Raw genomic sequence first — 20,694 nt, 5'->3', positions numbered from 1 at the left:
TGTAATGAAACCAACTTTCGCACGCCGATTCATCGCCGGGGTCTTGGGCCTTGTCTCCGTGGTCGCTTTCACCAGCAGCGCTCAGGCTGCTGGTGAGGCCAAACACCCACGCGAAGTCAATGGCTCGTGGGAAGGCCCATTTGGTCGCTTTGACCGGGCCCAGCTTCAACGCGGCTTCCAAATCTATAAGGAAGTCTGCTCGGGCTGCCATTCCATGAACTTGCTGCATTACCGCAACCTCGGTGATGAGCATGGTCCTTTCTATGACCCGAAATATCCAAATCCGAATGACAACCCCGTCGTAAAGGCCATCGCGGCCAATTATACGGTGAAAGTCATTGACGCAGACGGCAATGAAGTTGAGCGTCCTGCCTTGCCATCCGACAAGTTTGTCTCGCCGTTTGAAACCGCGGCACAGGCGAAGGCTGCCAATGGTGGCTCCATGCCGCCAGATATGTCCGCCTTGATTAAGGCCCGTTATAATGGCGGAGACTATGTCTATTCGCTATTGACCGGCTATGATCAAGAGCCGCCAAAGGGCAAGTCGATCCCTGAGGGCAAGCACTATAACCCTTACATGCCCGGCGGCGTGATTGCCATGGGTCCGCCTATGGTGGACGACCAAGTCACCTATGCGGAAACCGACGCCAATAAGGGTGTAAAGCCGACGGTGGACCAAATGGCTCACGACGTGGTGGCCTTCTTGAGCTGGGCGTCTGAACCCCATCAGACGCAACGCAAGATCACAGGCTTCGGGGTGATGGGCTTCTTGCTGATCCTCACCATCCTGTTGTGGTTCTCGTACCGCCAAGTGTGGCGTAACGTTGAGCACTAAGGAACAGACATAGTCCCAAACATGAAGGCCGCCCCTTGGGGCGGCCTTTTTGCTGCTTGGCGTGAGTCCATTACGGTGCTTAAGCCCGACGATCTAGCGCAACCGCACTGGTATCGCGCAAGGCTTGCGCGCCCGGTCCGTAAGCCACGGGTGCAGGACGGGCGGCCACGGCCTCTTCCGCAATGGCGCGGACCAAGCCTTCAGCCAAAGCACGTTGACGGCCCAGAGCGCGCTCATGGGCCTGCATCGCCGCTCGAAAGCGCTCTGTCTCAACGGTCAGCGACGCTTTCAGTACGGGTGGCACGCCTTCTAGGATCGTCGGGTTTTGCGCAATCCGGCGGCTTTCCAGCGCATAGACATTGGCCAGCCGGGCAGATTCTTCGTTCAAGGCTTGGGCTTCCAAAAACCGGCTGCCTTCAAACAGAGCTGCTTGGCGCTCGGCGAGATCTGCAAGCCTGCGCGTCAATAAAATCAATTGATCCATCAAGTCGCTGGGGTCGTTGGCCAATAGGGTCATGATTATACTCCCGCTGCTTGCGCACGCTCTTGGATTTTCAACATTTCACGCTTCACGGCTGTGGCGATCCCGATGCCGCCTTGATCGCTAAAGCCCTTGGCATATTCCTCGGTCAAGAAAGGCCTAAAAGCGCGCTCTGCGGCACCACCGCCAAACAGGGAGTCCGACATATCGGTGTCCGTTTCCATCAGCGACAGCATTTGGGCCAAGGCCATGCGCTCAAATTCACGCGCGGTCTTGTCCATTTCGGCTTCCGATTTCAGCGTTTTGGCACGCGCGCCCAAAACTTCCACCGAAGCAGATTGGGTCTGCGGGAAGGGCATAACTGGGGCAATTGAGTCCATCTTCTTGGGTCCCTTACATCACTTCGATGTCAGCTTGCAGCGCACCAGAGGCCTTTAGCGCCTGGAGAATTTGTATGAGGTCGCGCGGGTTGACGCCCAACGAATTGAGGCCCTCGACCAGATCGCGCAGCGGCACGCCGCCGCGAATAACGGTGAGGTCACCCTTATCTTCTTCAACCGTGACGCTAGAGCGCGGCACCACGGTCGTCTCGCCTTGGCTTAAGGGGTTTGGCTGGCTGACCAAGGGTGTCTCTTGCACCGAAACCGTGAGATTGCCTTGGGCTACCGCCACCGTCGATACGCGCACATTGTCGCCCATCACCACAATGCCAGACGCTTCATCCACCACAATTTTGGCCACCAGATCTGGCGTCACAGTCAAGCGCTCAACCCGGCTAATCAGGCTCACCATATCGCCGGGATAGCCGATTGGTTTGGACAAAACCACCGTCGAAGGATTGTCGACCGAAGCAGCCGCGACGCCCAGATTGGCATTGATCGCATTAGCGATGCGGCGGGCGGTGGTGAAATCAGGGTTGCGCAGGGCCAGGCGAAGTTCAGTCTGGCCTGCAAGGTCGAAATGAAGCTCGCGCTCAATGACCGCCCCATTGGCAATACGGCCATTGGTGCTAACACCCCGGCTGACGCTGGTGCCAGAATTGCCGGTGGCGGTGAAGCCACCAACCGTCAATTGGCCTTGGGCTACCGCATAAACTTGCCCATCCGCACCCATCAGGGGGGTCACCAGCAAGGTGCCGCCTTCAAGGCTCTTGGCGTCGCCAAAGGCTGAAACCGAAATGTCGAGGCGCGTGCCTTGGGTGGCAAAGGGTGGCAGGCTGGCCGTGACCATCACAGCAGCAACGTTCTTAGTTTGCAGATTTTGCTCACGCGTATTGACGCCCATCCGCTCGAGCATGGCTTCAAGGCTTTGCTTGGTGAAAGGCGAATTGCGCAGGCCATCGCCCGTGCCGGCAAGACCCACCACAATGCCATAACCGATCAATTGGTTATCGCGCACCCCTTCAATCTGCACCAAATCCTTGATGCGGGATTGGGCTAAAGCCTGCGCGGGCAAAGCACAGCCAAGGCTGATCAGCCCCAAAAGAAGGGCGGCAGAAACAAGACGGAATACGGGCGTAAATATCTGTGTCATCGCAAAGGGACATGCTAAATTCATGCCGCAGACTGGCTGGATAAATCACAAACAAAACAATGGGTTTGGAAAAAGGGTTCCGTTTGGTCTGACTGCGGCATCGGCAAGCTTTGCCTAGGGCTGGGCCCATTCTGCCGTCTGCTAGATCTGTTTTATCACCCATTAATCAGGTCTTAACCGAGGCAGCTCATGACTCGTCCCCATGAAAGTGAATGCGCCCACGTCCACATCCACACTCGCTGGGGCCCGCCGTGCAACAGGCGGTGCGGCACCGGGATTTGTCTTGCCCGGGCAAGTCGAGGGTGGGCCTGCGCAAGTCAATCGCGCAATGTCAGCCAATTCGATTGCCCATGTCGGGGCTTTGCTGGCCCTGCAAGGTGAGGATGACATCGTGGAACGTCGCCGCAGGGCCACGCGCCGCTCGTCGCTTCTGCTCGACCAATTGGACGAGATACGCATTGCCATTTTGGGTGGCGGCGTCAGCCGCGAACAAGTGGCGCGCTTGTCTCAAACCTTGAGGGAACATCGTGATGCCGTTGATGACCCGGCCCTCAACGCGCTTCTCGATGATGTTGAATTGCGCGCCGAAGTCGAACTCGCCAAGCTTGAGCGCGCACTTTAGGCCTGTCAGGGCTTCAATTTGCCCGGCTGTCCCGTCGATCACGACCAATTGTCAATTGTTTTAGCAGTTAAGCGCCCAGACCAATGTTTCAAGCGCCTTGCGAGCCGTCTCGGGCTTCACTATAGCGCGAAGACATCGTGCGATGCCTTTATCGATCACATGCAGAAACAGGGGTACGTCATGACGACGATAGTTATGCCAAACACCGGTGTTCCTAGCGACTATGTGCCTTCCGACGACGAAGAGTTCATGAATGAACGGCAGCGTGAGTATTTCCGCAAGAAGCTTCAGGATTGGAAAGACTCCATCCTAGCCGACTCCAAAGATACGTTGTCCCATCTGCAGAGCGAAACAGCCTCACTGCCAGATGTGGCTGACCGGGCTTCTGCTGAAACCGACAAAAGCATCGAACTGCGCGCCCGCGATCGTCAGCGCAAATTGATCTCCAAGATTGATGCAGCCTTGCGCCGGATTGATGATGGTTCTTACGGCTATTGCGATGAAACCGGAGAGCCGATCTCGCTCGGACGATTGATGGCCCGCCCCGTCGCGACCTTGAGCTTGGAAGCCCAAGAGCGCCACGAGCGGTCAGAGCGTATTCACCGCGACGACTAAGCTTTACCCGTCAGTCCCCACCTAGAAGGGGCTGATGGCTCCAAGTATCTGCTGACCCTTGGGCGGCTGTTGATAGGCCGTGATTTGACCGCGCCCACCGTACGAGATGCGGGCTTCGGCCATTTGGGTATGGCGAACTTGATTGGCGGAGGTAATGTCTTGCGGCCTTACAATTCCAGACACCAACAACTCGCGTAATTCATTATTGATGCGCACTTCTTGGCGGCCTGCCACAACCAAATTACCATTTGGCAGAACCTGCGTGACAATGGCCGCAACCGTCATATCGACCCGCTCATTCCGCGCGACTTGGCCTTGACCCGAAAACGCCCCATTGGAACTGGCCCCGACCATAGTAGATGGATCAAACCCTTCTGGGAGGACCTTGCCGGGCAATTGTTCAAGGCCAAAGAAATTGGTCACCCCACCATCCATCGTGGATTTACGGGTACGGCCGGTCGAATTGTTTAATTGCGCCTGATCATTGATCTGGATCAAAACGGTCAAGATATCGCCGATATTGGAGGCACGCGGGTCGTTAAAGAATTGACGCGAGCCTGCTTTCCACAGCGAATTGGACGAGGCTTGGCTCATTTGCTGGGCAGGCATTGGCATCACAACTTGGCGACGCCCAGTTGCGGCATAGGCTGGATTCTCAATCGGGGTGACTTCGGGCGGTTTACCGGCGCTGCGCACTTCTTCAATGGTGGAAGCACATCCAGTCAGGGTGAAGGCGGCTACAATCATCATGCTCAACTTTTGCATCAATTGACTCCATTCTGATTAGGCACCCGGGCCGAAAGCTGGCTTAGCATCACGCGGGCTGTGCCCGGGCCATCGACGATGGCTTCCAGCACTTTGTTGGATTGTGGGTTCAAAACTTTGACATTGGCCCCAATGGCCGCATCGCCCAAGGCTTTGCCTCGTACCGATAATTTGAGGCCTTCGGCTTCATAAATCAGGGTGACAGGTTCGTTACGCCGAACCGAGGGTGTATCCATCACATCCATCGCCCGCAAAGGCGCATTGGCTAGTAAGACGCGTTTAGCGGTTTTGCCGATCAAGGCCTCAGGATCGGCCAGAGCATCGCGAGGGGCATTGGAAGGTGTATCGATCCAAACCACGTCTTCGGCTTGGATTGTTTCCCCGCGCTGAATGGTACGCCCAAGAACGGCTAAAGCTTCAGGTCGGGCAAGAGCTGCTGCTGCACCGGTACGTTGGCGGATTTCTGGCACGCTGGGTGTCGTGGCCGTGGGTAGGATGGGGGTCAGCGGATCGGTACGACCGGGGCCATTAACAACAACCTGGCGCACACCTTCGCGGTTTGGCCAGTTAAGCCCGGCAGCGCGGGCACGGGCTTGCAAGGGGCCTGCGCCAAATACCACCATTTGACCGGGGCCGGGCGAGCGCGCAATCGGCTGATTGGCAAACGCTCCGGCATTATCAAACACATCACCAAAGGTGATTTGCGACTTGTCGGACCGCGGATTGGCTTTGAGCGACAAGACGGGCGCAGATTGTGCGCTTTGGGCAAAGCTTGGGCTGACTAGCACCACAGGTGCGGTCATGAAGCCAATAGCCAGGCAAGAAGCCCAGCTAAGGCGAAGGAGAGGGGCGCGCGCCTTCATCTAGGCCTTACCGGAGGACTTGAGATGTGGCTTGCATCATCTCATCGGAAGCATTGATGACTTTCGAATTCATCTCATAGGCGCGCTGGGCAATGATGAGAGCTGAAATCTCAAACACGGGATTGACGTTGGAGGCTTCCACATAATTCTGATTGATCGAGCCAAGGCCGGGTCCAGTTGGGTTGCCAATGGTGGCAGGCCCAGAGGCTGCGGTTTCCACCAACAGATTGTCGCCCAAGGCTTCCAGACCTGCCGGGTTCACAAAGCTGGCTAAAGTAATCTGGCCAAGGTCCTGTGGTGCGGTTTGGCCGGAGATGATGGCTTGAACCTGCCCTGATGGCGAAATGGAAAAGTCGAGCGCACCGTCGGGGATCTGGATTTCCGGTTGTACGACATAACCATCACCGGTCACGATCTGGCCGGTTGCCGAGGACGAGAAATTGCCCGCCCGTGTATAGGCCGTCCGCCCATCCGGCAAAAGCACTTGGAAATAGCCGCGGCCATTAATGGCCATGTCATACTTATTGTCGGTGCGGGTCAGGCTACCTTGTTCGGCAATGCGATAGACGGACCCCGTTTTCACCCCATAGCCGACTTGAACACCGGTTGGGTCAATCGTGCCAGAATCTGAGGTGGTGGCACCGGGGCGTTCGAGGTTTTGGTAGATCAAATCCTGAAATTCAGCCCGTTGGCGCTTAAAGCCTGTGGTGTTCATGTTGGCGATATTGTTGGAAATGACTTCAACATTAAGCTGTTGGGCCAACATGCCTGTGGCTGCGATATTCATAGAGCGCATGTGCTTGGTCCTTTAGTCAGATTAGGATTGAACCCGGGCGAGACGTTCAATCGCTCGGCCACGCAAGTCTTCAGTTTGTTTTTGTAGGCGGGTCGCGCTTTCAAAGGCGCGGCTGATTTCCATGATGCGGGTAAGCTCGGTCACGGCAACAACGTTAGAGCCCTCAATCATGCCTTGCACCACTTGCGGGTCGGCTGCAGCCTGCGCCGCTTCCCCCGTCGGGCGCCAGAGATTGTCGCCAACTTTGTCGAGGGCACCCGGGCGGTCAAAGCGGGCGATGCCCAATTGAGCGACCGTGACGCCGTTTTGCGAAATAGAGCCGTTTTGGGCGACCAAGGGTTCGCCTTGGGTTAGGTCCAGCGTGATCGGCTGACCGGCGGTGTCGAGGACGGGACGGCCATCGCCTGTAACGATGCGGCCTTGTGTGTCCATTTGGAAGCGACCGTCGCGCGTATAGGCATTTCCTTGTGGCGTTTGCACGGTGAAATAGCCTTCGCCAGCTAAGGCAAAGTCGAGAGGGTTGTCGGTGCGCTGCAAGGCCCCAGGCCGGAAGTCGCGGGCAATCGTATAGTCGCGGACAAATTCAACGGTGCGGGGGCGTTCAGCAATCGAAGCAGGCCTGCGAATGACCGGCTCAAACAGGACCGATTCTGCTTTGAAGCCAGCGGTCGACATGTTGGCCATATTATTGGCGGCGACATCCATCTGCCGACGGAGGGCATTTTGGGCCGAAACGGTGATGAGAAGTGTATTGTCCATCTCTATGTCTACCTTCTAGGTGAGCTCACGATTCGCTTTGGCACCAAATTCTCTGAGCCAGGCCCCACATCATGCAAGAGATGGGCCAAGAATTAATCATTAAAATTCAATATTCTAAAATAGATGGTGCGGGATTGCGGCAGATGATGCCGTGAAAAAATGTCCAGACAGGGCCTTTTCGACCCTTCTCTCGGCAGTTTTTGCCGCCTGGTTAAGATTTGGTGACATTTCATTAACCACGATTGGCTTAACTCCCCAGGTGCAACACTGCCCAAGTGCGCCCTTTGAGTCGGTGCCCGTTTAAGCCTGTGAGAGAATCTGATGGCCGGAAAAAAAGAGAAAAAGGGTGAAGCTCCTCCTGAGGGTGCCGATGGTGCCGAGGGTGAAGAAGGCGGTGGTGGCAAGAAGAAGCTTGCTGGTAAACAGCTGATCCTCTTCATCGTTTTGCCTGCCATCCTGCTGTTGGGCGGTGGCGGGGCTGCGGCCTATTTTCTTGTATTTGCCAAAAAGCCGGCGGCAGTAGCCGACGCGAATGGCGAAAAGGGCAAGGAGGAGGAGAAAAAGAAAAAAGACGAGAAGAAGAAGGAAAAGGGCAAGGACGAAAAGGGTGGCGAGAAGAAGGACGGTGAGGGCGGCGTTAAGCTGGCTGAGGGTCCCAATGGCGAGGGTTTCATGACTTTGCCAGAATTGATTGTAAACATTGCCACCGCAGATTCCCGTCCGGCCTATTTGAAGCTTCGTCTCACCCTGCAGGCAAAAGATATGGAAACCGCCGCAGCAATTGAGCCGCTGCTGCCTCGGATTCTTGATCAATATACCGGTTTCCTGCGTGAGCTTCGGATGGAAGATATTGCAGGCTCGGCCGGTTATTCCCGTTTGCAACTTGAACTTCTTAAGCGGGTCAATTTGGCGATTGCCCCTGCCCAAGTCGATGCCGTGCTCATCGAAGAAATGTTGGTCCAATAATGGCAGATGATCTCGATCAAGATGCAATGGCGGCTGCTTGGGAAGCAGAGGCCATGGGTGATGGCGGCGGCGGTGGTGGCGATGATGCTTTTGCCGCCGAATGGGAGGCGATGGTCGGTGGGGAAACCGGCAAAACCATTTCTGCCTCTGCCATAGGTGCTGAGCGGGTTCTAAACCAAGACGAAATCGACTCGCTTTTGGGTTTTGACCTTGGCGATGACGATAGCGATGAGAAAAACGGCATACGCGGGATCATTAACTCCGCGCTGGTTTCTTACGAACGTCTGCCGATGTTGGAAATTGTCTTCGACCGCTTGGTGCGTTTGATGACCACCAGCCTGCGGAATTTTACCTCTGATAACGTCGAGGTCTCGCTAGATCATATTTCGTCGATCCGCTTTGGTGATTATCTTAACTCCATTCCTCTGCCCGCCATTTTGGCGGTTTTCCGGGCAGAGCAATTGGACAATTACGGCTTAATGACCGTTGATTCCAATCTGATTTACTCGATTGTGGACGTTCTCTTGGGGGGTCGTCGGGGCACGACGGCCATGCGGATTGAAGGCCGTCCCTATACCACGATTGAGCGCATGCTGGTTACGCGCATGATCGAGGTGATCCTGCAAGATATGCAGGCCGCCTTTGAGCCGCTGAAGCAAGTCGATTTCTCGCTCGACCGAATTGAGACCAACCCGCGCTTTGCTGCAATCGCGCGGCCCGCCAACGCCGCCATTATGATCAAGATGCGGATCGACATGGAAGACCGGGGCGGGCGGGTAGAGCTTCTTCTTCCTTATGCAACCCTTGAGCCAATTCGTAAAATGCTCATCCAGCAATTCATGGGTGAGAAATTTGGTCGGGACAATATTTGGGAAGGCCACTTGGCTACCGAACTTTGGTCGACGGACATGCAGGTTGAAGCCGTCCTCGATGAATTACCGGTGCCTTTGGGCCGCTTGTTGAACTTGAAGGTCGGTGAAACCGTGTTCTTGAACCAACCCCCAGATGGCAGTGTGGAATTACGTTGCGGTCAGATTGCTTTGACCAAAGGGCGCATGGGCAAGATGGGCCGCGCGATTGCTTTGTGTCTGGATGGGCCACTCACAAACTCGGCAAGACGGGAGCTGATGAACCAATGACCGACCTTTATATCCCGATTGCGCAAGTCATGTTGGCCGTCGCCATGCTGGGTGTTGCTGTATTGTGCATCCGTCTGGACCGCAAGATTACAGCCCTTCGCGAGGGCAAGGACGGCGTGGCGGCTGCGGCTGCAGAGCTGGCCTTGGCAGTGGGCCGGGCGGAAGCCTCTGTTGCGGCTCTCAAGTCGGTTTCGCAAGCCGCTGGCGAAGATCTCCAGCGCAGCATCGAAGAAGCGCGCGCTTCGGCTGAGGCCTTGACATTTTTGGTGACGACTGCGCGCGCAGTCGAAGTCAAGCCAGCCCCTGTGGCTGAACCTGCACCCACCCGCCAATCCCGTGATCTGCGGTGGGATGAAGAAGAATTAGAAGACGATTTCCGCTTGGCACGGCGCGCCCGTCCGCTGACTGAAACATGGGGTGGTTTGAGATGAAGTTTAAGCTTCGGCCTTTGACGGCTTTGGCTTTAGGTTTAGGCGTGGTCGGCTTGGCACAAGTCGGCCGCGTTGCATTTGATGCCACCAATGCGATGGCTGCAGGAGAGCCTGCCAAGAAGGAAGCTGCTGCCCCTGCAGCGCCTGCAGCAGAGGGCGCGGCTGCGGCGGCCCCAAAAGCAGGCCCGCCCATGTGCTTACCCGTCGATTTGGCCAAAGAAGCCGGCATTAGTGCGGCTGAATTCCGCTTGCTGCAAACCTTGCAAGAGCGCCGCCAGACGTTGGACACGCGCGAGCGCGATATAGTGACCCGCGAAAACCTTTTGGCGACAACGGACGCTAAAATTCAAGAAAGAATGGCGGCGCTCAAGGCCGTAGAAGGTAATCTTCAGAAGCTATTGGGCCAAGTGGATGATTTAGAATCTCAGCGCATTACCTCGCTGGTTCGGGTCTATGAAAAGATGAAACCCAAGGATGCTGCCGCTGTTTGGGAAGGCTTAGACACCGAAGTTCTATTGAAAATTGCCCAAAAAATGAAGGAGCAGCCGCTCTCGCTGATTTTGGCGAAAATGTCGCCAGAGCGAGCTCGCGAAGTGACCCGGCGTTTGGCTGAAATTGATGCCCCAGCCTTGCCGGTGATGGCGGGCAATCCGCCAGCCGCTCCGCAAAACGCTGGCGCGCCCGCAACCCCCGCACCCGCACCGAAAGCACCTGCTGCCAAAGCCGCGCCTGCCAGGGCCCCGGGTCAGCAAGCTGCAGTAACTAATCAGCCAAAGGGTAATTCAGCACCAAGAGGGTCTGCAGCTGCCAATGCGGCTTTAGATGCCAAGGGCACAGGGCCAGCCGGGGCAGGACCGACAACGCCGCGTGCCCCAACGCCAAAGGCCCCCAGTAATCCCTCGACCCCACAGCCTGCTGCAAAAGCAGCAAGTGGTCAGGCCCCTGCCGATCCAGCACAGCGCCCAAAGGCCTAATCTGAAGGCGCTTTTGCTTCTGCGAACCAGCCAGCACTGGTAAGGGGAACTTAACCGGATTCAGGCATAAGCGGATTTCCCCCGAAACTGGGCCAGACGTGGCTTAGCAGCGGGAATAAGAGATCTGACTTAGAGACCAGATGGCCAAATTGCGTCGGTTACTTGCTTATGTTGTCTGCGTGGCGCTTGCGTCACCGCCGATGGCCTATGGCCAAAATGCCGCCCCAGCCGCTGGTAATGCCCCCGCTGCCCTACAGGGGCTGAAAGGGGTGAAGCTGTCAGCCAGCCAAGATGCGACCTATGCGCGCCTTTTGATTGCTTGGCCCGCCGGCAGCAATCTTTCCGCCACTGTGGTTGCTACGCCCAACAATGGCTTGGCGATGCTCCGCTTGCCACGTGCGATTGAAGCAGACCCCAGTGCCTATGCATCCGGCGCGCCAGACTTTGTCGCCTCAGCCGCCCTCAGTTCCGATAAGCGCACCATACGTGTCGCGCTGTTGCAGCCGACGCGGGTGGTAACCAGTCGGGTCGGGAATGTGCAGGCCTTTGACTTTGTTCTGTCGAATGCCGAGGCACCTCCGCCCTATGATGGCGAACCCAAAGCCGTTGCGTCCGCCGATACCCAAGCCAAAGCCGGCGAGGGCGGAGGTGAAGAGGGTTCTGGTACACCCAAAAAGATGATCAATGGAGCTGCCCCGGTTGGCGCGCCTCGTATTCAAGTGGATGTGTTCGAAGCCAAGGAATTTACCCGATTGCGTCTGTCGCGCGTGGGCAATCAATTCCCGCTTCCAGCCCATGGCTATGCCCGTCGGGGCGACCGCTTGGCCATTGCCTTGCCCGGCAAGTTTGCCTTTGACACGGCCGCCATTCGTAACCGCCCACCGGCGCGGGTTGAAGACGCGGCACGCTATAATTCCGCCACGGATTCCTCTTTCCTACTCGATGTAGCCCCGGGCAGCGTGGTGCGCCACAGCCGTGATGGCAATTCGATCGTAATCGACATTCTGCCGGAAGGGGCAAATCCAGATACGATTGAGGCTTTGCGGCAAGAAGCTGGCGACAAAATCGGGTCACCAGCAGCAAAATCTGTAGCAAGCACAGCTGCACCCAAGGCGGCCCCGAAGGCCGAAGGCATAGAAGCCTCTCCGTCCTTAGATAATGGCGCGCAAGCTGCAGCCAGCGAAATGGATGCCGAGGCCGTTTTGACCCAGCGCCCAGATCCTGCCCCATCCGGTCGGGTTCGGATGAGCAGCGCGATGGTCGGCAAAGAACTGCAACTGGAATTCGCGTTTGAAGCGCCTGCCCCGGCTGTCATGTATCGCCGTGGCGATTCCATCTATGCCCTCTTTGCCACATCTGCGGAAGTGGATATCGGGCGGGTTCCAAGCGGCAAATTTGTAACCCGCATGGAAAAAGTGCGCGGGGAAGGTGTATCGGGTGTGCGCATTGTTGCCCCGCCTGAAGTCCAAGCCGTCCCAACTTCTATCGGGCCGAAGTGGAAACTGGTTCTCTCACCGCAACGCCAACCTGCATCCCGGTCGGTTGGACTGGTCCGCGAACAGGCTCTAGACGGGACATCGCGCGTGAAGGCGCTTGTTCCTGATGGGGCAGCGACTGGGATGGTGACTGACCCTGAAGTGGGCGACACGCTTTTGGTTGGCCTTGCGCTTGGCCCAGTCAGCAGTCTGGGCACACAGCGCTCCTATTTGGAAGCAGTGCTGCCTGAGACCTATCATGGCCTTGTGGTGGCCCCGCGGACCGATGATTTTGAATTGCGCCGCGATGTCGATGGCTTTGTGCTGGTTCGACCAAACGGCATGGCGTTGTCAGGCCTTGTTGGCTCTGAAGACATGGAAGCGGGTCCTGCAACAGCCCCTGGCTTTATTGATTTTAAATCGTGGCAATTGGGCCCCAAAGCCGATTTCACCACTAACCTCAATAAATTGCGTCGCAAGGCTGCGTTGGAATTAGGCGATACCAACAATAAGATCACCGCGCGATTAGACTTAGCGCGCTTTCTGATTGCTTGGGATCTGGGGCCTGAAGCGTCGGGCGTAATCCGCCAATTGCGGTCCGATGTTCCTGCTCTTGAACGTTCACCAGAGCTTCTGGCTCTAGAGGGCATTGCCACCCTTATGGGCGGGCATGGCAAAGCCGCGCTTGAATTATTGAGTGAGCCCGAGATCGCCGAAGACCCGGCCGCGCAATTGTGGGCAGGCTTGGCGGCGCAAATGAGCGGTAATCCAGCCGAAGCCCGTGTCCGATTTGAGCGGGGCAAAACCGCCTTACAAAATTTTGAGTCGGAGTATCGCGCCCGTTTCAATATCGCCAACGGCAATGCCGCGCTTGAATTAGGCGATGGCGCGTTGGCAATGATGACGGCCAACAGCGCCCAGCGTGAGGCGCAAGAAGGTCTAACCCAATTAAAGGCTGCCCTTTTGTCGGCCCGTGCGATGGGGGCGACGGGGCGCGTCAACGAAGCTTTGGTGGCGCTGACCAAACTGGCAACCGCCCCAGATCGCGAAATCGCTGCGCGCGCTGCCTATGAGAAGGCCAATTTGGGCGAGTCGAGTGGGAAAATCTCTCCCATTGAATCGATCAAGGCGCTTGATGCTCTGCGCTATACGTGGCGCGGCGACGATCTGGAATTGGATATTCTGCGGCGCTTGGGCGGGCTTTATATTCAAGCAGGCGATATTCGCTCTGGCCTGACCACAATGGCCAGTGCGTCGACTTTGCGGCCTGATTTGCCAGCGGCTCGTCGCCTGCGCGATGATTTGTTCCAACAATTCAAGTTCCTGTTCCTAGAGGGCGGTGCGGACGGTATGGACCCGATCCAAGCCTTGGCGCTCTTCTATGACTTCCGCAACCTCGCCCCCATCGGCCCAGATGGCGACCGCATGGTGCGTGGCTTGGCCGAGCGTTTGGTCGCGCTCGACCTCTTGCCCCAAGCCACCCAATTGTTGCAGCACCAAGTCGACAAGCGCTTAGAAGGCTTTTCGAAAGCACAAGTTGCAACCGATTTGGCCGCCCTTTATCTGATGGACCGCCGCCCTGAAGAAGCGCTGCGCGCGATCTGGAACAGCCGCGTATCGCTTCTGCCAGAGCCCCTCAATGAGCAACGTCGCCTAATTGAGGCCGCAAGCTTGGCAGAGCTTGGCCGTAAGGATCATGCGCTGGAAACCATTGAGTTTGACGATTCTCCAGATGCGGCGCGGGTACGGACCGAAATCTACATGCGCGCTGGCGATTGGCCCAATGCGGCTGCGAATGCCAGAGCGTCCTTGCCGCCCGCACGGCCCAATTTGTCCCCCGAAGAAGCCGGTGAAGTGCTGCGCGTCGCCGTCGCCCAAGCCATGGCGCGCGAGGATGGTTTTAATCGCGGTCTGGTGCGCACCCATGGGCCTGCCATGAGCAAGAGTGCCTATGCCGAAGCCTTTAAAGTGGTGACGGATACCGCTATTCCCTCAAGCGCAGCACTCCAGTCAGCGGTCAAAATCGCGACTGGGGGCTCACCTTATGATGGGCTGATGCGCCGCCTGCGGGATCGTTTGAACCGGATTGAAGCACCTACCGAAGCCGATACCGCCCAAGCCGCCCGCGCCTTAGGTCCCACCGATGGCAATCCAACAGGGCGTTTAGGCGCAGCTCTCATGTCTGTCTTGCCGAAAGCGCTGCAGCCAGACGCCGCCCCGAAGGAAGCAGCCCCCCTTCTGCCGGATGTGCGGCCAAGCTTGCCGCCACAACGCAGCCCTGCCGTGGCTACCGCGCCGCAGCGCGCACCCGCCCGCCCGGCCAATGCCGCCGCCAGAACGGCGCAAAACCAAGCGAAAGCTCCGGCCCGACCTGCAGCCCGCACGGGCGTCGACGCGCCGCGTGATCCCCCACCAGCTCCCGCAGTTGGTCGCTAACCCGGCGGAACAGCCCGAAAGCTTTGCACAAGGCTTTCAGCTACCAAGCGCCAGCCATCGACAAGCACGAAGAAGATTAGCTTAAACGGCAGCGACACCACGATTGGTGGCAACATCATCATACCCATCGCCATCAAAAGCGATGCGACAACCAGATCAATCACCAAAAACGGCACAAACAGCAAGAAGCCGATCTCAAAAGCGCGGCGCAATTCGGAAATCATAAAGGCCGGAGTCACCACGCGCATCGGCAAAGCTTGCGCATTTTGTGGTGTTGGGATGCGGGCGAGGCGGATGAACAGCTCCAAATCCTTTTCCCGCGTCTGGGCCAGCATGAATTGCTTTAAAGGTTCGGTCGCGCGGGGCCAGGCTTGTTCCATCGTGACTTCTTGTTTGGTCAGGGGGGCAATGCCCTCATTCCAGGACCGTTCAAAGGTCGGCTGCATGATAAAGGCGGTCAAGAACAAGGCCAGCGAGACCATGACCGCATTCGGCGGTGCCTGTTGCAGGCCAATCGCCGTGCGCAAAAGTGATAAAACCACCACGATGCGTACAAAGCTTGTCGTCATGATCACGACCGACGGGGCAAGCGATAAAACCGTGATCAGCGCAACTGTCTGAACCACGCGCTCGGTGAGACCTGTCCCACTTCCAAGATCTAGATTGATAGACTGGGCCATGGCTGTAGCCACCCCAAACATCGAGGCCCCCATCGCACATATAAAAATGAGGAGCCAGCGCTTGAGAAGCTGTTTGAGTTCGGCCCGAGACTGAGTTTGAGCGGTCGCGGCTTTTTTCGGGGCTTTTGACGTCATGACACATGGCCTGAGGCTGAAGGGGCGGCGGACGGAGCAGGAAAGTCGGTTTCTGGATGGATGGGTTTGGAGCTGATGGTGCTTGCGCCCGTGGGCGAGACCAAAACCAGATGTTCCTGATCGTCGCACCGGATCAGGATGGCACGAGTCCGCCCGGCATCCAGCCACATTTGCTCAACCAATTTCAGGCGGCCCTTGGTAAGGCTTGGCATTTGGCCTTGCATCAGGCCATAGCGGCGGGCAAGCCACGCAGCGCCCAGTAACAGGCCGAGGGTGACTGACAAGGCCGCCAGTGCCCGCACCATGTCCAAGAAAAGTTCCATTGGCCAGCCCTCTATCCTAGATGCCACACCACCCAGTTCGCGCGCATTTTTGCCCGCATGATCCCGCGTCGCCCGCTCCGGTTAATCAAAGGTTAACAAGATGCCTTCATGGTTCTTAATCAGTGCTTAACCATGATCACTTCATCATTACAGGTGCGAAGAATCGCAAGGATCACGTCATGGGCATCACAGACACGCCATTTTTTAACGTTCTGCGCGAACGTATGGGCTTTCTGAATGAACGTCAGAAGCTCTTGGCCGAGAACGTCGCCAATGCCTCGACGCCCAAATATGTGCCGCGCGATTTGGACAATCGCGCCTTTGCGGATGCGATTGCCCGCCAGATGCCCCAAGCCCGAAATGGTCTGGCAGGTGCTGCCCCGCTTGCCCCGGTCAAAATGGCGGCAACACGGGTAGGGCATATGGATGGTGGCGCACCCGCTGCTGGGACCGGCAAGGCCATCAAATCGCCCGACAGCGAAGTTACCCTTGATGGCAATGCGGTGGTCTTGGAAGAACAAATGATCAAAGTGGCCGATACGCGCATGAATTATGACGCGGCCTTGGGCCTCTATCAAAAGGGTTTGCAATTGATGCGCTTGGCATCGCGCAAGCCGCAATAGGAAGATAAGCCATGTCAGATATGAATGCTGCGCTCAATGTTGCTGCTTCCGGTCTTCGCGCCCAAACCGCGCGGATGAAGGTGATTGCGGAGAACATTGCCAACGCCAATTCCACGGCACCCAATCCCGGGGCCGACCCCTATCAGCGCAAAGTCAGTGTGTTTGGTCAGGTGCTCAATCGCGAAAATGGGACCACGGAAGTGAAAATGACCAAGGTCCAGCGTGATACGTCTGACTTCCGTTTGCGCTATGACCCAACCCACCCCGGCGCCAATGCCGAGGGCTATGTGAAATTGCCAAACGTCAACACGCTGATTGAAAGCCTCGATATGCGGGAGGCTCAGCGTGCCTATGAAGCCAACCTCAATGTCGTTGAAAGCGCGCGAGCGATGATGTCGCGCACGCTTGATCTGTTACGCCGCTAAGCAGGCCTTTTCAGGAGAAACCTGAGCCATGAATTCAGCTGCCCTTCTTGCCGCCAAAGCTTATGGTGCTGCCGCTGGCGGCGTTGCCCCCAATACGGGCCCTGCCGTTGCAAATACCAATTTCAACTTTTCGGCCATGCTGGCCCAACAAGTCTCCTCCACTGTGGAGGCAACCAAAGCCGCTGAAACCCAAGCCGCTCAGGCGGTGACAGGCAAAGCCGAAATGGTCGATGTGGTAACCGCTGTCGCCGCTGCCGAAGTGCAAATGGAAACCATGCTGGCCTTCCGTGATCAGGCGATCCAAGCCTATCAGGAAATCATGCGGATGCCGATCTAACTTCCATTTGCGCGCCATCCAACCTGTGTGGCGAACTTGTATCTCTATCCAATCTGGCTCAGATCAGGCTGATGAGCAGAAGTTTGATCTATGGCGATATTCCCGTTGGGCTGGTCGAGGTGCCGCACGATGGCGTGCAGGTTTCCCCTGTTCATCCAGGTGCCGCTCGCTTGGACGCCCTTAAAGAAGGCACTTATGGCGGCCTTGTGATGCGCGCACCGGCCAATACGATTGAACGCCGCCATGAGATTGCCCTTGCCCTGCGTGCTTTGGCCCCCGGCGCGCCTTTGACGATCCTTGCCCCAAAGGATAAGGGCGGTACGCGTCTTGCGAAAGATTTGCTGGCTTTTGGTATCATGGTTTCTGATCAGCCCAAGCGCCACCACCGCATCTGCCAAGGTACGCGGCCTGAAACCTTACGACATATTGACGAAGCCTTGGCCGAGGGAGAGTTGCGTCCCTTGCCTGATCTCGGCATTTGGGGCCAGCCGGGCCTCTTCAGCTGGGACCGCATGGATGCGGGGACCCAAGCTTTGCTCGACGTATTGCCCGCACTGGCGGGCCAAATTGCCGATTTTGGCTGCGGGGCAGGGGTGCTGTCGCGCCAGGTGCTCCAAAGCGCGCAGGTTACGGCTGTAACGGCCTTTGATCTCGATCGGCGCGCGATTGCAGCCGCCCATAAGGCGATTGTCGATCCGCGCTTTTCCACCGTCTGGGTCGATCTGGTTGCCGAAGGGGCGGGCGAGCAACTGTTCGACGCCATCGTGATGAACCCACCCTTCCACCGCGCTGGCATCGAGGATCAGGGCTTGGGTGTAGCCATGATTGCGCGAGCGGCAGAGGCTTTGCGCCCCGGTGGCGCACTCTGGCTTACTGCCAACCGCCATCTGCCCTATGAGGCCGCCTTAAAGGCCCGCTTTGCCAGCTTCACGCTGAAAAACGAGGCGCAAGGCTTTAAAGTCTATCAGGCGATCCGATGAGCCGACCGGTACAGACTGCCCGTCTCGACCGTTTGCTCGCCAATATGGGCTATGGCTCGCGGCGTGATATTGCTCTGATGACCAAAGCGGGTTGGATCAGCTTGGATGGTGAAGCGGTGCGCGACGAGGCCACCCGAGTGCGGCTAGACGCAGATCTGCCATCCCGCCTGCTCATCCGCGGCAAAAGGCTTGATCCCTTACCCGGCATGGTCATCATGGTGCATAAGCCTTTGGGTGTGACCTGTTCGCGCAAAGAGGCGGGCACGCTCATTTATGACCTCTTGCCTGACCGATGGCGGGCGCGCGACCCCGCTTTATCTACCGTGGGGCGGCTCGATAAAGAGACCTCTGGCCTCATCCTCATGACCGATGATGGCGACCTGTTGCACAAAATCATCTCGCCCAAGCACCATGTGCCCAAGCGCTATGTCGTCACGCTTGATCGCCCGCTCAAAGGCACAGAGGCGGCCATTTTTGCGGCAGGAGGTCTCATGCTCGACGGCGAGACCAAGCCGCTTTTGCCCGCAGAGCTTGAGATAACGGGCGAGCGTACGGCTTATTTGACCGTGCATGAAGGCCGCTATCATCAGGTACGGCGTATGTTTGCTGCTCTGGGCAACCACGTCACAGCCCTTCACCGCGACCAGATTGGCGCTTTGAGCCTGCCAGAAGGTCTAATGGCCGGCAGTTTGCGGCTGATGACCGCGGCAGATGTTGCAAAACTATTTGCGGTTCCAGCCAAGTAAGATCACCATCGAAAGACAATAAACAAAAAGGGGAGGCCTGCCATGACCCAGAAATTTAGGAAAGCGCTCTGCGCATCACTCGCTTTTGCGGGCACTTTGACGGCCGGGGCAGCCTTGGCCCAAGCGCCAACCACGCCACCGCCCCCCCAGCCTCGGTTAGATTGGCAAAAGTCCGGCTATAATGTTGGCTTTCCGGCACCAGCTGATAAGCGCGTCACCCGCGACAACGCCCTTGCTTATCCCTACACAGGCTGGAGCTATCAGCATGTGCGCGAATTGTTTCCAACCCGCAGTGTTGCCCGGGGTGGCCCTGTTAGTCCCTTGCCCAGCCAGCCCCTATCGCTCGATGGCCTGACCTTTCAGGCCCCCGATGGCAAGACGATCAGTTGGTCGCAATTTGAAGCCGAAACCCATACCGATGCCATGCTCGTCTTACATAAGGGCAAGATCGTTTATGAGCGTTATGCCAATGGCATGAGGTCTGAAAGCCAACATTTGCTGTTTTCAGTCACAAAGTCATTTGTTGGTCTGATGGCAGAGCTTTTGATCCATGATGGCAAATTGGACGAAACCGCTAAAGTTACGACCTATGTGCCAGAGCTTGCAGGCTCGGCTTGGGAAACAGCAACCGTGCGCGATCTGATGGATATGCGCGATGGGGTCAGCTTTGACGAAAACTATGCCAATCCCAATGCTGAAATTCACCGCTATGCGTTGGCTTGGGGCTGGGGCCCGACCAATTTACCAGCCCCTAAGGGCGTTTACGAAGCGCTCCCGACACTTAAAACCCGCTTTGCAGAATCTGGTGGGCCATTCCGTTATCGCTCTGCGGCAACCGATGCCTTGGGCTGGGTGATTGTTCGGGCCAGCGGGCAAAGCCTTGCAAGCCTCGTCTCCGAACGGGTTTGGAAGAAGTTGGGCGTTGAACATGATGCAACTTGGGCGATTGATCCAGCTGGCCAAGAAATTGCTGCAGCAGGCCTCAATGTTACGGCCCGAGACCTGGCCCGCTTGGGCGAAATGTTGCGCCAAGACGGCCGCTTCAATGGCCAGCAAATCATCCCGGCAGCGGTCGTCCAAAAGATCAAGGCCGGCGGCGATAATGCTGCGTTTCGGGCTTCAAACCCCATTTCGGCCCGTCTCAGCTGGTCGTATCGCAGCCAATTCTGGATCAGCCACGACGCCAATCAAAGCTTTAATCTGTTCGGTGTGGCAGGCCAGCGTGTCTATATCGATCCTAAAAACCAGATCGTCATCGTCCGCTTTGGCAGTCACCCCGTCTTATCTAACCTGTTTACCGCCGCCATCCATGATGCAGCCTTTGGCGCTTTGACAACAAAACTGGCGGGCAGGTAAAGGGGCTTTGTCTGCACGCTTGAGGCGGGATTTCCTAAAGGGCGCTCAAACCGGATGGCGCGGGCCACGTCCCAGACCTTATGACGCAATCTCGCGGCGGTCCTCGCTTGCCACTTCCTTCCGGCGGGGATGGCATTGAGGGGGCGGGGAGAGTTTTTTGTCTAGAAGCGCTTTGGTGACCCCCATGGTCCACCAACAAGTGAGTTTGGCCTTTGGGGCAGGCACAGCCTGCCCCAAAGCCTTCCAGATAAAATCCTTTTTCACGGTGTCATCCCGGACGGCGTGAGCCGATCCGGGATCTCGTGTCGCACGTGCGTGACCGGGTCCCCGCTCTGCGCTTCGTTCCGGCGGGGATGGTATTGAGGGGGCGGGGAAAGTTTTTTGTCTAGAAGCGCTTTG

Annotated in this window: 23 protein-coding genes; 14 read left to right on the top strand and 9 right to left on the bottom strand. The window is 57.2% G+C overall.

Features of this window, described 5'->3' with window-relative positions; translation table 11 throughout:
• Positions 1 to 4 precede the first annotated feature (4 nt).
• The gene (locus B7364_RS01150; RefSeq protein ID WP_106407528.1) at positions 5 to 835 is read left to right on the top strand and encodes a cytochrome c1; all 831 of its coding nucleotides are present in this window, start codon (positions 5 to 7) and stop codon (positions 833 to 835) included.
• 79 nt (positions 836 to 914) lie between these two features.
• Here the strand turns inward: B7364_RS01150 and B7364_RS01145 are convergent, their stop codons facing one another.
• The 3 genes from B7364_RS01145 to B7364_RS01135 are packed head-to-tail and all read right to left on the bottom strand — an operon-like array spanning position 915 to position 2,849.
• Positions 915 to 1,352 (bottom strand): hypothetical protein, encoded by a 438-nt coding sequence (locus tag B7364_RS01145; RefSeq protein WP_085338108.1) that lies wholly within the window; start codon positions 1,350 to 1,352, stop codon positions 915 to 917.
• A gap of 2 nt (positions 1,353 to 1,354) precedes the next feature.
• Positions 1,355 to 1,696 carry a rod-binding protein gene (locus B7364_RS01140; RefSeq protein WP_085338107.1) on the bottom strand — a complete coding sequence of 114 codons (342 nt, stop codon included), beginning with the start codon at positions 1,694 to 1,696 and terminating at the stop codon, positions 1,355 to 1,357.
• Between the two features lie 13 nt (positions 1,697 to 1,709).
• On the bottom strand, positions 1,710 to 2,849 hold the full coding sequence (locus B7364_RS01135; RefSeq protein ID WP_085338117.1) for a flagellar basal body P-ring protein FlgI: 1,140 nt from the start codon (positions 2,847 to 2,849) through the stop codon (positions 1,710 to 1,712).
• A gap of 202 nt (positions 2,850 to 3,051) precedes the next feature.
• Between B7364_RS01135 and B7364_RS01130 the strand changes: the two genes are divergently transcribed.
• Together B7364_RS01130 and dksA are read left to right on the top strand one after the other, a co-directional pair.
• Positions 3,052 to 3,471, top strand: a complete 420-nt coding sequence (locus B7364_RS01130) for a flagellar assembly protein FliX (RefSeq protein WP_085338106.1) — start codon at positions 3,052 to 3,054, stop codon at positions 3,469 to 3,471.
• Positions 3,472 to 3,666: 195 nt separating this feature from the next.
• Positions 3,667 to 4,086: an RNA polymerase-binding protein DksA gene (gene dksA / locus B7364_RS01125; RefSeq protein WP_085338105.1), complete on the top strand. Its 420-nt coding sequence runs from the start codon at positions 3,667 to 3,669 to the stop codon at positions 4,084 to 4,086.
• A gap of 21 nt (positions 4,087 to 4,107) precedes the next feature.
• Here dksA and flgH read toward each other — a convergent pair whose 3' ends face one another.
• The 4 genes from flgH to flgF form a co-directional block, all read right to left on the bottom strand.
• On the bottom strand, positions 4,108 to 4,851 hold the full coding sequence (gene flgH / locus B7364_RS01120) for a flagellar basal body L-ring protein FlgH (protein WP_085338104.1): 744 nt from the start codon (positions 4,849 to 4,851) through the stop codon (positions 4,108 to 4,110).
• The gene (gene flgA, locus B7364_RS01115; RefSeq protein WP_157893404.1) at positions 4,851 to 5,654 is read right to left on the bottom strand and encodes a flagellar basal body P-ring formation chaperone FlgA; all 804 of its coding nucleotides are present in this window, start codon (positions 5,652 to 5,654) and stop codon (positions 4,851 to 4,853) included. Before flgA ends, flgH begins: the two co-directional genes overlap by 1 nt.
• Before the next feature lie 67 nt (positions 5,655 to 5,721).
• Positions 5,722 to 6,510, bottom strand: coding sequence for a flagellar basal-body rod protein FlgG (flgG, locus tag B7364_RS01110; RefSeq protein WP_085338102.1), 789 nt, complete (start codon positions 6,508 to 6,510; stop codon positions 5,722 to 5,724).
• A 21-nt stretch (positions 6,511 to 6,531) separates the two neighbouring features.
• Complete coding sequence (gene flgF / locus B7364_RS01105; RefSeq protein WP_085338101.1) at positions 6,532 to 7,269, bottom strand: flagellar basal-body rod protein FlgF; 738 nt, start codon at positions 7,267 to 7,269, stop codon at positions 6,532 to 6,534.
• Between the two features lie 321 nt (positions 7,270 to 7,590).
• Here flgF and B7364_RS01100 point away from each other — a divergent pair, with 321 nt between their 5' ends.
• The 5 genes from B7364_RS01100 to B7364_RS01080 all read left to right on the top strand — a co-directional run bounded on the left by B7364_RS01100 (position 7,591) and on the right by B7364_RS01080 (position 14,690).
• Positions 7,591 to 8,235, top strand: coding sequence for a flagellar basal body-associated FliL family protein (locus tag B7364_RS01100; RefSeq protein ID WP_085338100.1), 645 nt, complete (start codon positions 7,591 to 7,593; stop codon positions 8,233 to 8,235).
• Positions 8,235 to 9,374 (top strand): flagellar motor switch protein FliM, encoded by a 1,140-nt coding sequence (fliM, locus tag B7364_RS01095; protein WP_085338099.1) that lies wholly within the window; start codon positions 8,235 to 8,237, stop codon positions 9,372 to 9,374. Before B7364_RS01100 ends, fliM begins: the two co-directional genes overlap by 1 nt.
• Positions 9,371 to 9,805: a DUF6468 domain-containing protein gene (locus tag B7364_RS01090; RefSeq protein ID WP_085338098.1), complete on the top strand. Its 435-nt coding sequence runs from the start codon at positions 9,371 to 9,373 to the stop codon at positions 9,803 to 9,805. Before fliM ends, B7364_RS01090 begins: the two co-directional genes overlap by 4 nt.
• Positions 9,802 to 10,779 carry a MotE family protein gene (locus tag B7364_RS01085; protein WP_157893403.1) on the top strand — a complete coding sequence of 326 codons (978 nt, stop codon included), beginning with the start codon at positions 9,802 to 9,804 and terminating at the stop codon, positions 10,777 to 10,779. Before B7364_RS01090 ends, B7364_RS01085 begins: the two co-directional genes overlap by 4 nt.
• 140 nt (positions 10,780 to 10,919) lie before the next feature.
• Complete coding sequence (locus tag B7364_RS01080) at positions 10,920 to 14,690, top strand: tetratricopeptide repeat protein (protein WP_085338096.1); 3,771 nt, start codon at positions 10,920 to 10,922, stop codon at positions 14,688 to 14,690.
• Here the strand turns inward: B7364_RS01080 and fliP are convergent.
• Together fliP and B7364_RS01070 are read right to left on the bottom strand one after the other, a co-directional pair.
• Positions 14,687 to 15,403, bottom strand: a complete 717-nt coding sequence (gene fliP / locus B7364_RS01075) for a flagellar type III secretion system pore protein FliP (protein WP_106407529.1) — start codon at positions 15,401 to 15,403, stop codon at positions 14,687 to 14,689. The two genes, B7364_RS01080 and fliP, sit on opposite strands and share 4 nt — an antisense overlap.
• A 98-nt stretch (positions 15,404 to 15,501) precedes the next feature.
• Positions 15,502 to 15,828, bottom strand: coding sequence for a flagellar biosynthetic protein FliO (locus tag B7364_RS01070; protein WP_157893402.1), 327 nt, complete (start codon positions 15,826 to 15,828; stop codon positions 15,502 to 15,504).
• 179 nt (positions 15,829 to 16,007) lie between these two features.
• Between B7364_RS01070 and B7364_RS01065 the strand changes: the two genes are divergently transcribed.
• From B7364_RS01065 to B7364_RS01040, 6 genes are all read left to right on the top strand, one after another.
• Positions 16,008 to 16,451, top strand: coding sequence for a hypothetical protein (locus tag B7364_RS01065; RefSeq protein WP_085338116.1), 444 nt, complete (start codon positions 16,008 to 16,010; stop codon positions 16,449 to 16,451).
• Between the two features lie 11 nt (positions 16,452 to 16,462).
• Positions 16,463 to 16,876: a flagellar basal body rod protein FlgC gene (gene flgC / locus B7364_RS01060; protein ID WP_085338094.1), complete on the top strand. Its 414-nt coding sequence runs from the start codon at positions 16,463 to 16,465 to the stop codon at positions 16,874 to 16,876.
• Between the two features lie 28 nt (positions 16,877 to 16,904).
• Positions 16,905 to 17,213: a flagellar hook-basal body complex protein FliE gene (gene fliE / locus B7364_RS01055; RefSeq protein ID WP_085338093.1), complete on the top strand. Its 309-nt coding sequence runs from the start codon at positions 16,905 to 16,907 to the stop codon at positions 17,211 to 17,213.
• A 71-nt stretch (positions 17,214 to 17,284) separates the two neighbouring features.
• The gene (locus B7364_RS01050) at positions 17,285 to 18,193 is read left to right on the top strand and encodes a class I SAM-dependent methyltransferase (protein WP_085338092.1); all 909 of its coding nucleotides are present in this window, start codon (positions 17,285 to 17,287) and stop codon (positions 18,191 to 18,193) included.
• On the top strand, positions 18,190 to 18,939 hold the full coding sequence (locus tag B7364_RS01045) for a pseudouridine synthase (RefSeq protein ID WP_085338091.1): 750 nt from the start codon (positions 18,190 to 18,192) through the stop codon (positions 18,937 to 18,939). The genes B7364_RS01050 and B7364_RS01045 overlap by 4 nt, the downstream gene beginning before the upstream one ends.
• A 42-nt stretch (positions 18,940 to 18,981) precedes the next feature.
• A complete protein-coding gene (locus tag B7364_RS01040; protein ID WP_085338090.1) occupies positions 18,982 to 20,295 on the top strand; it encodes a serine hydrolase domain-containing protein in 1,314 nt (437 codons plus the stop codon).
• The last annotated feature ends 399 nt before the right edge of the window (positions 20,296 to 20,694 follow it).

It is taken from the genome of Aquidulcibacter paucihalophilus (genome assembly GCF_002105465.1).
GTDB lineage: Bacteria > Pseudomonadota > Alphaproteobacteria > Caulobacterales > Aquidulcibacteraceae > Aquidulcibacter > Aquidulcibacter paucihalophilus.
This window is presented reverse-complemented; position numbering and strand designations above follow the sequence as displayed.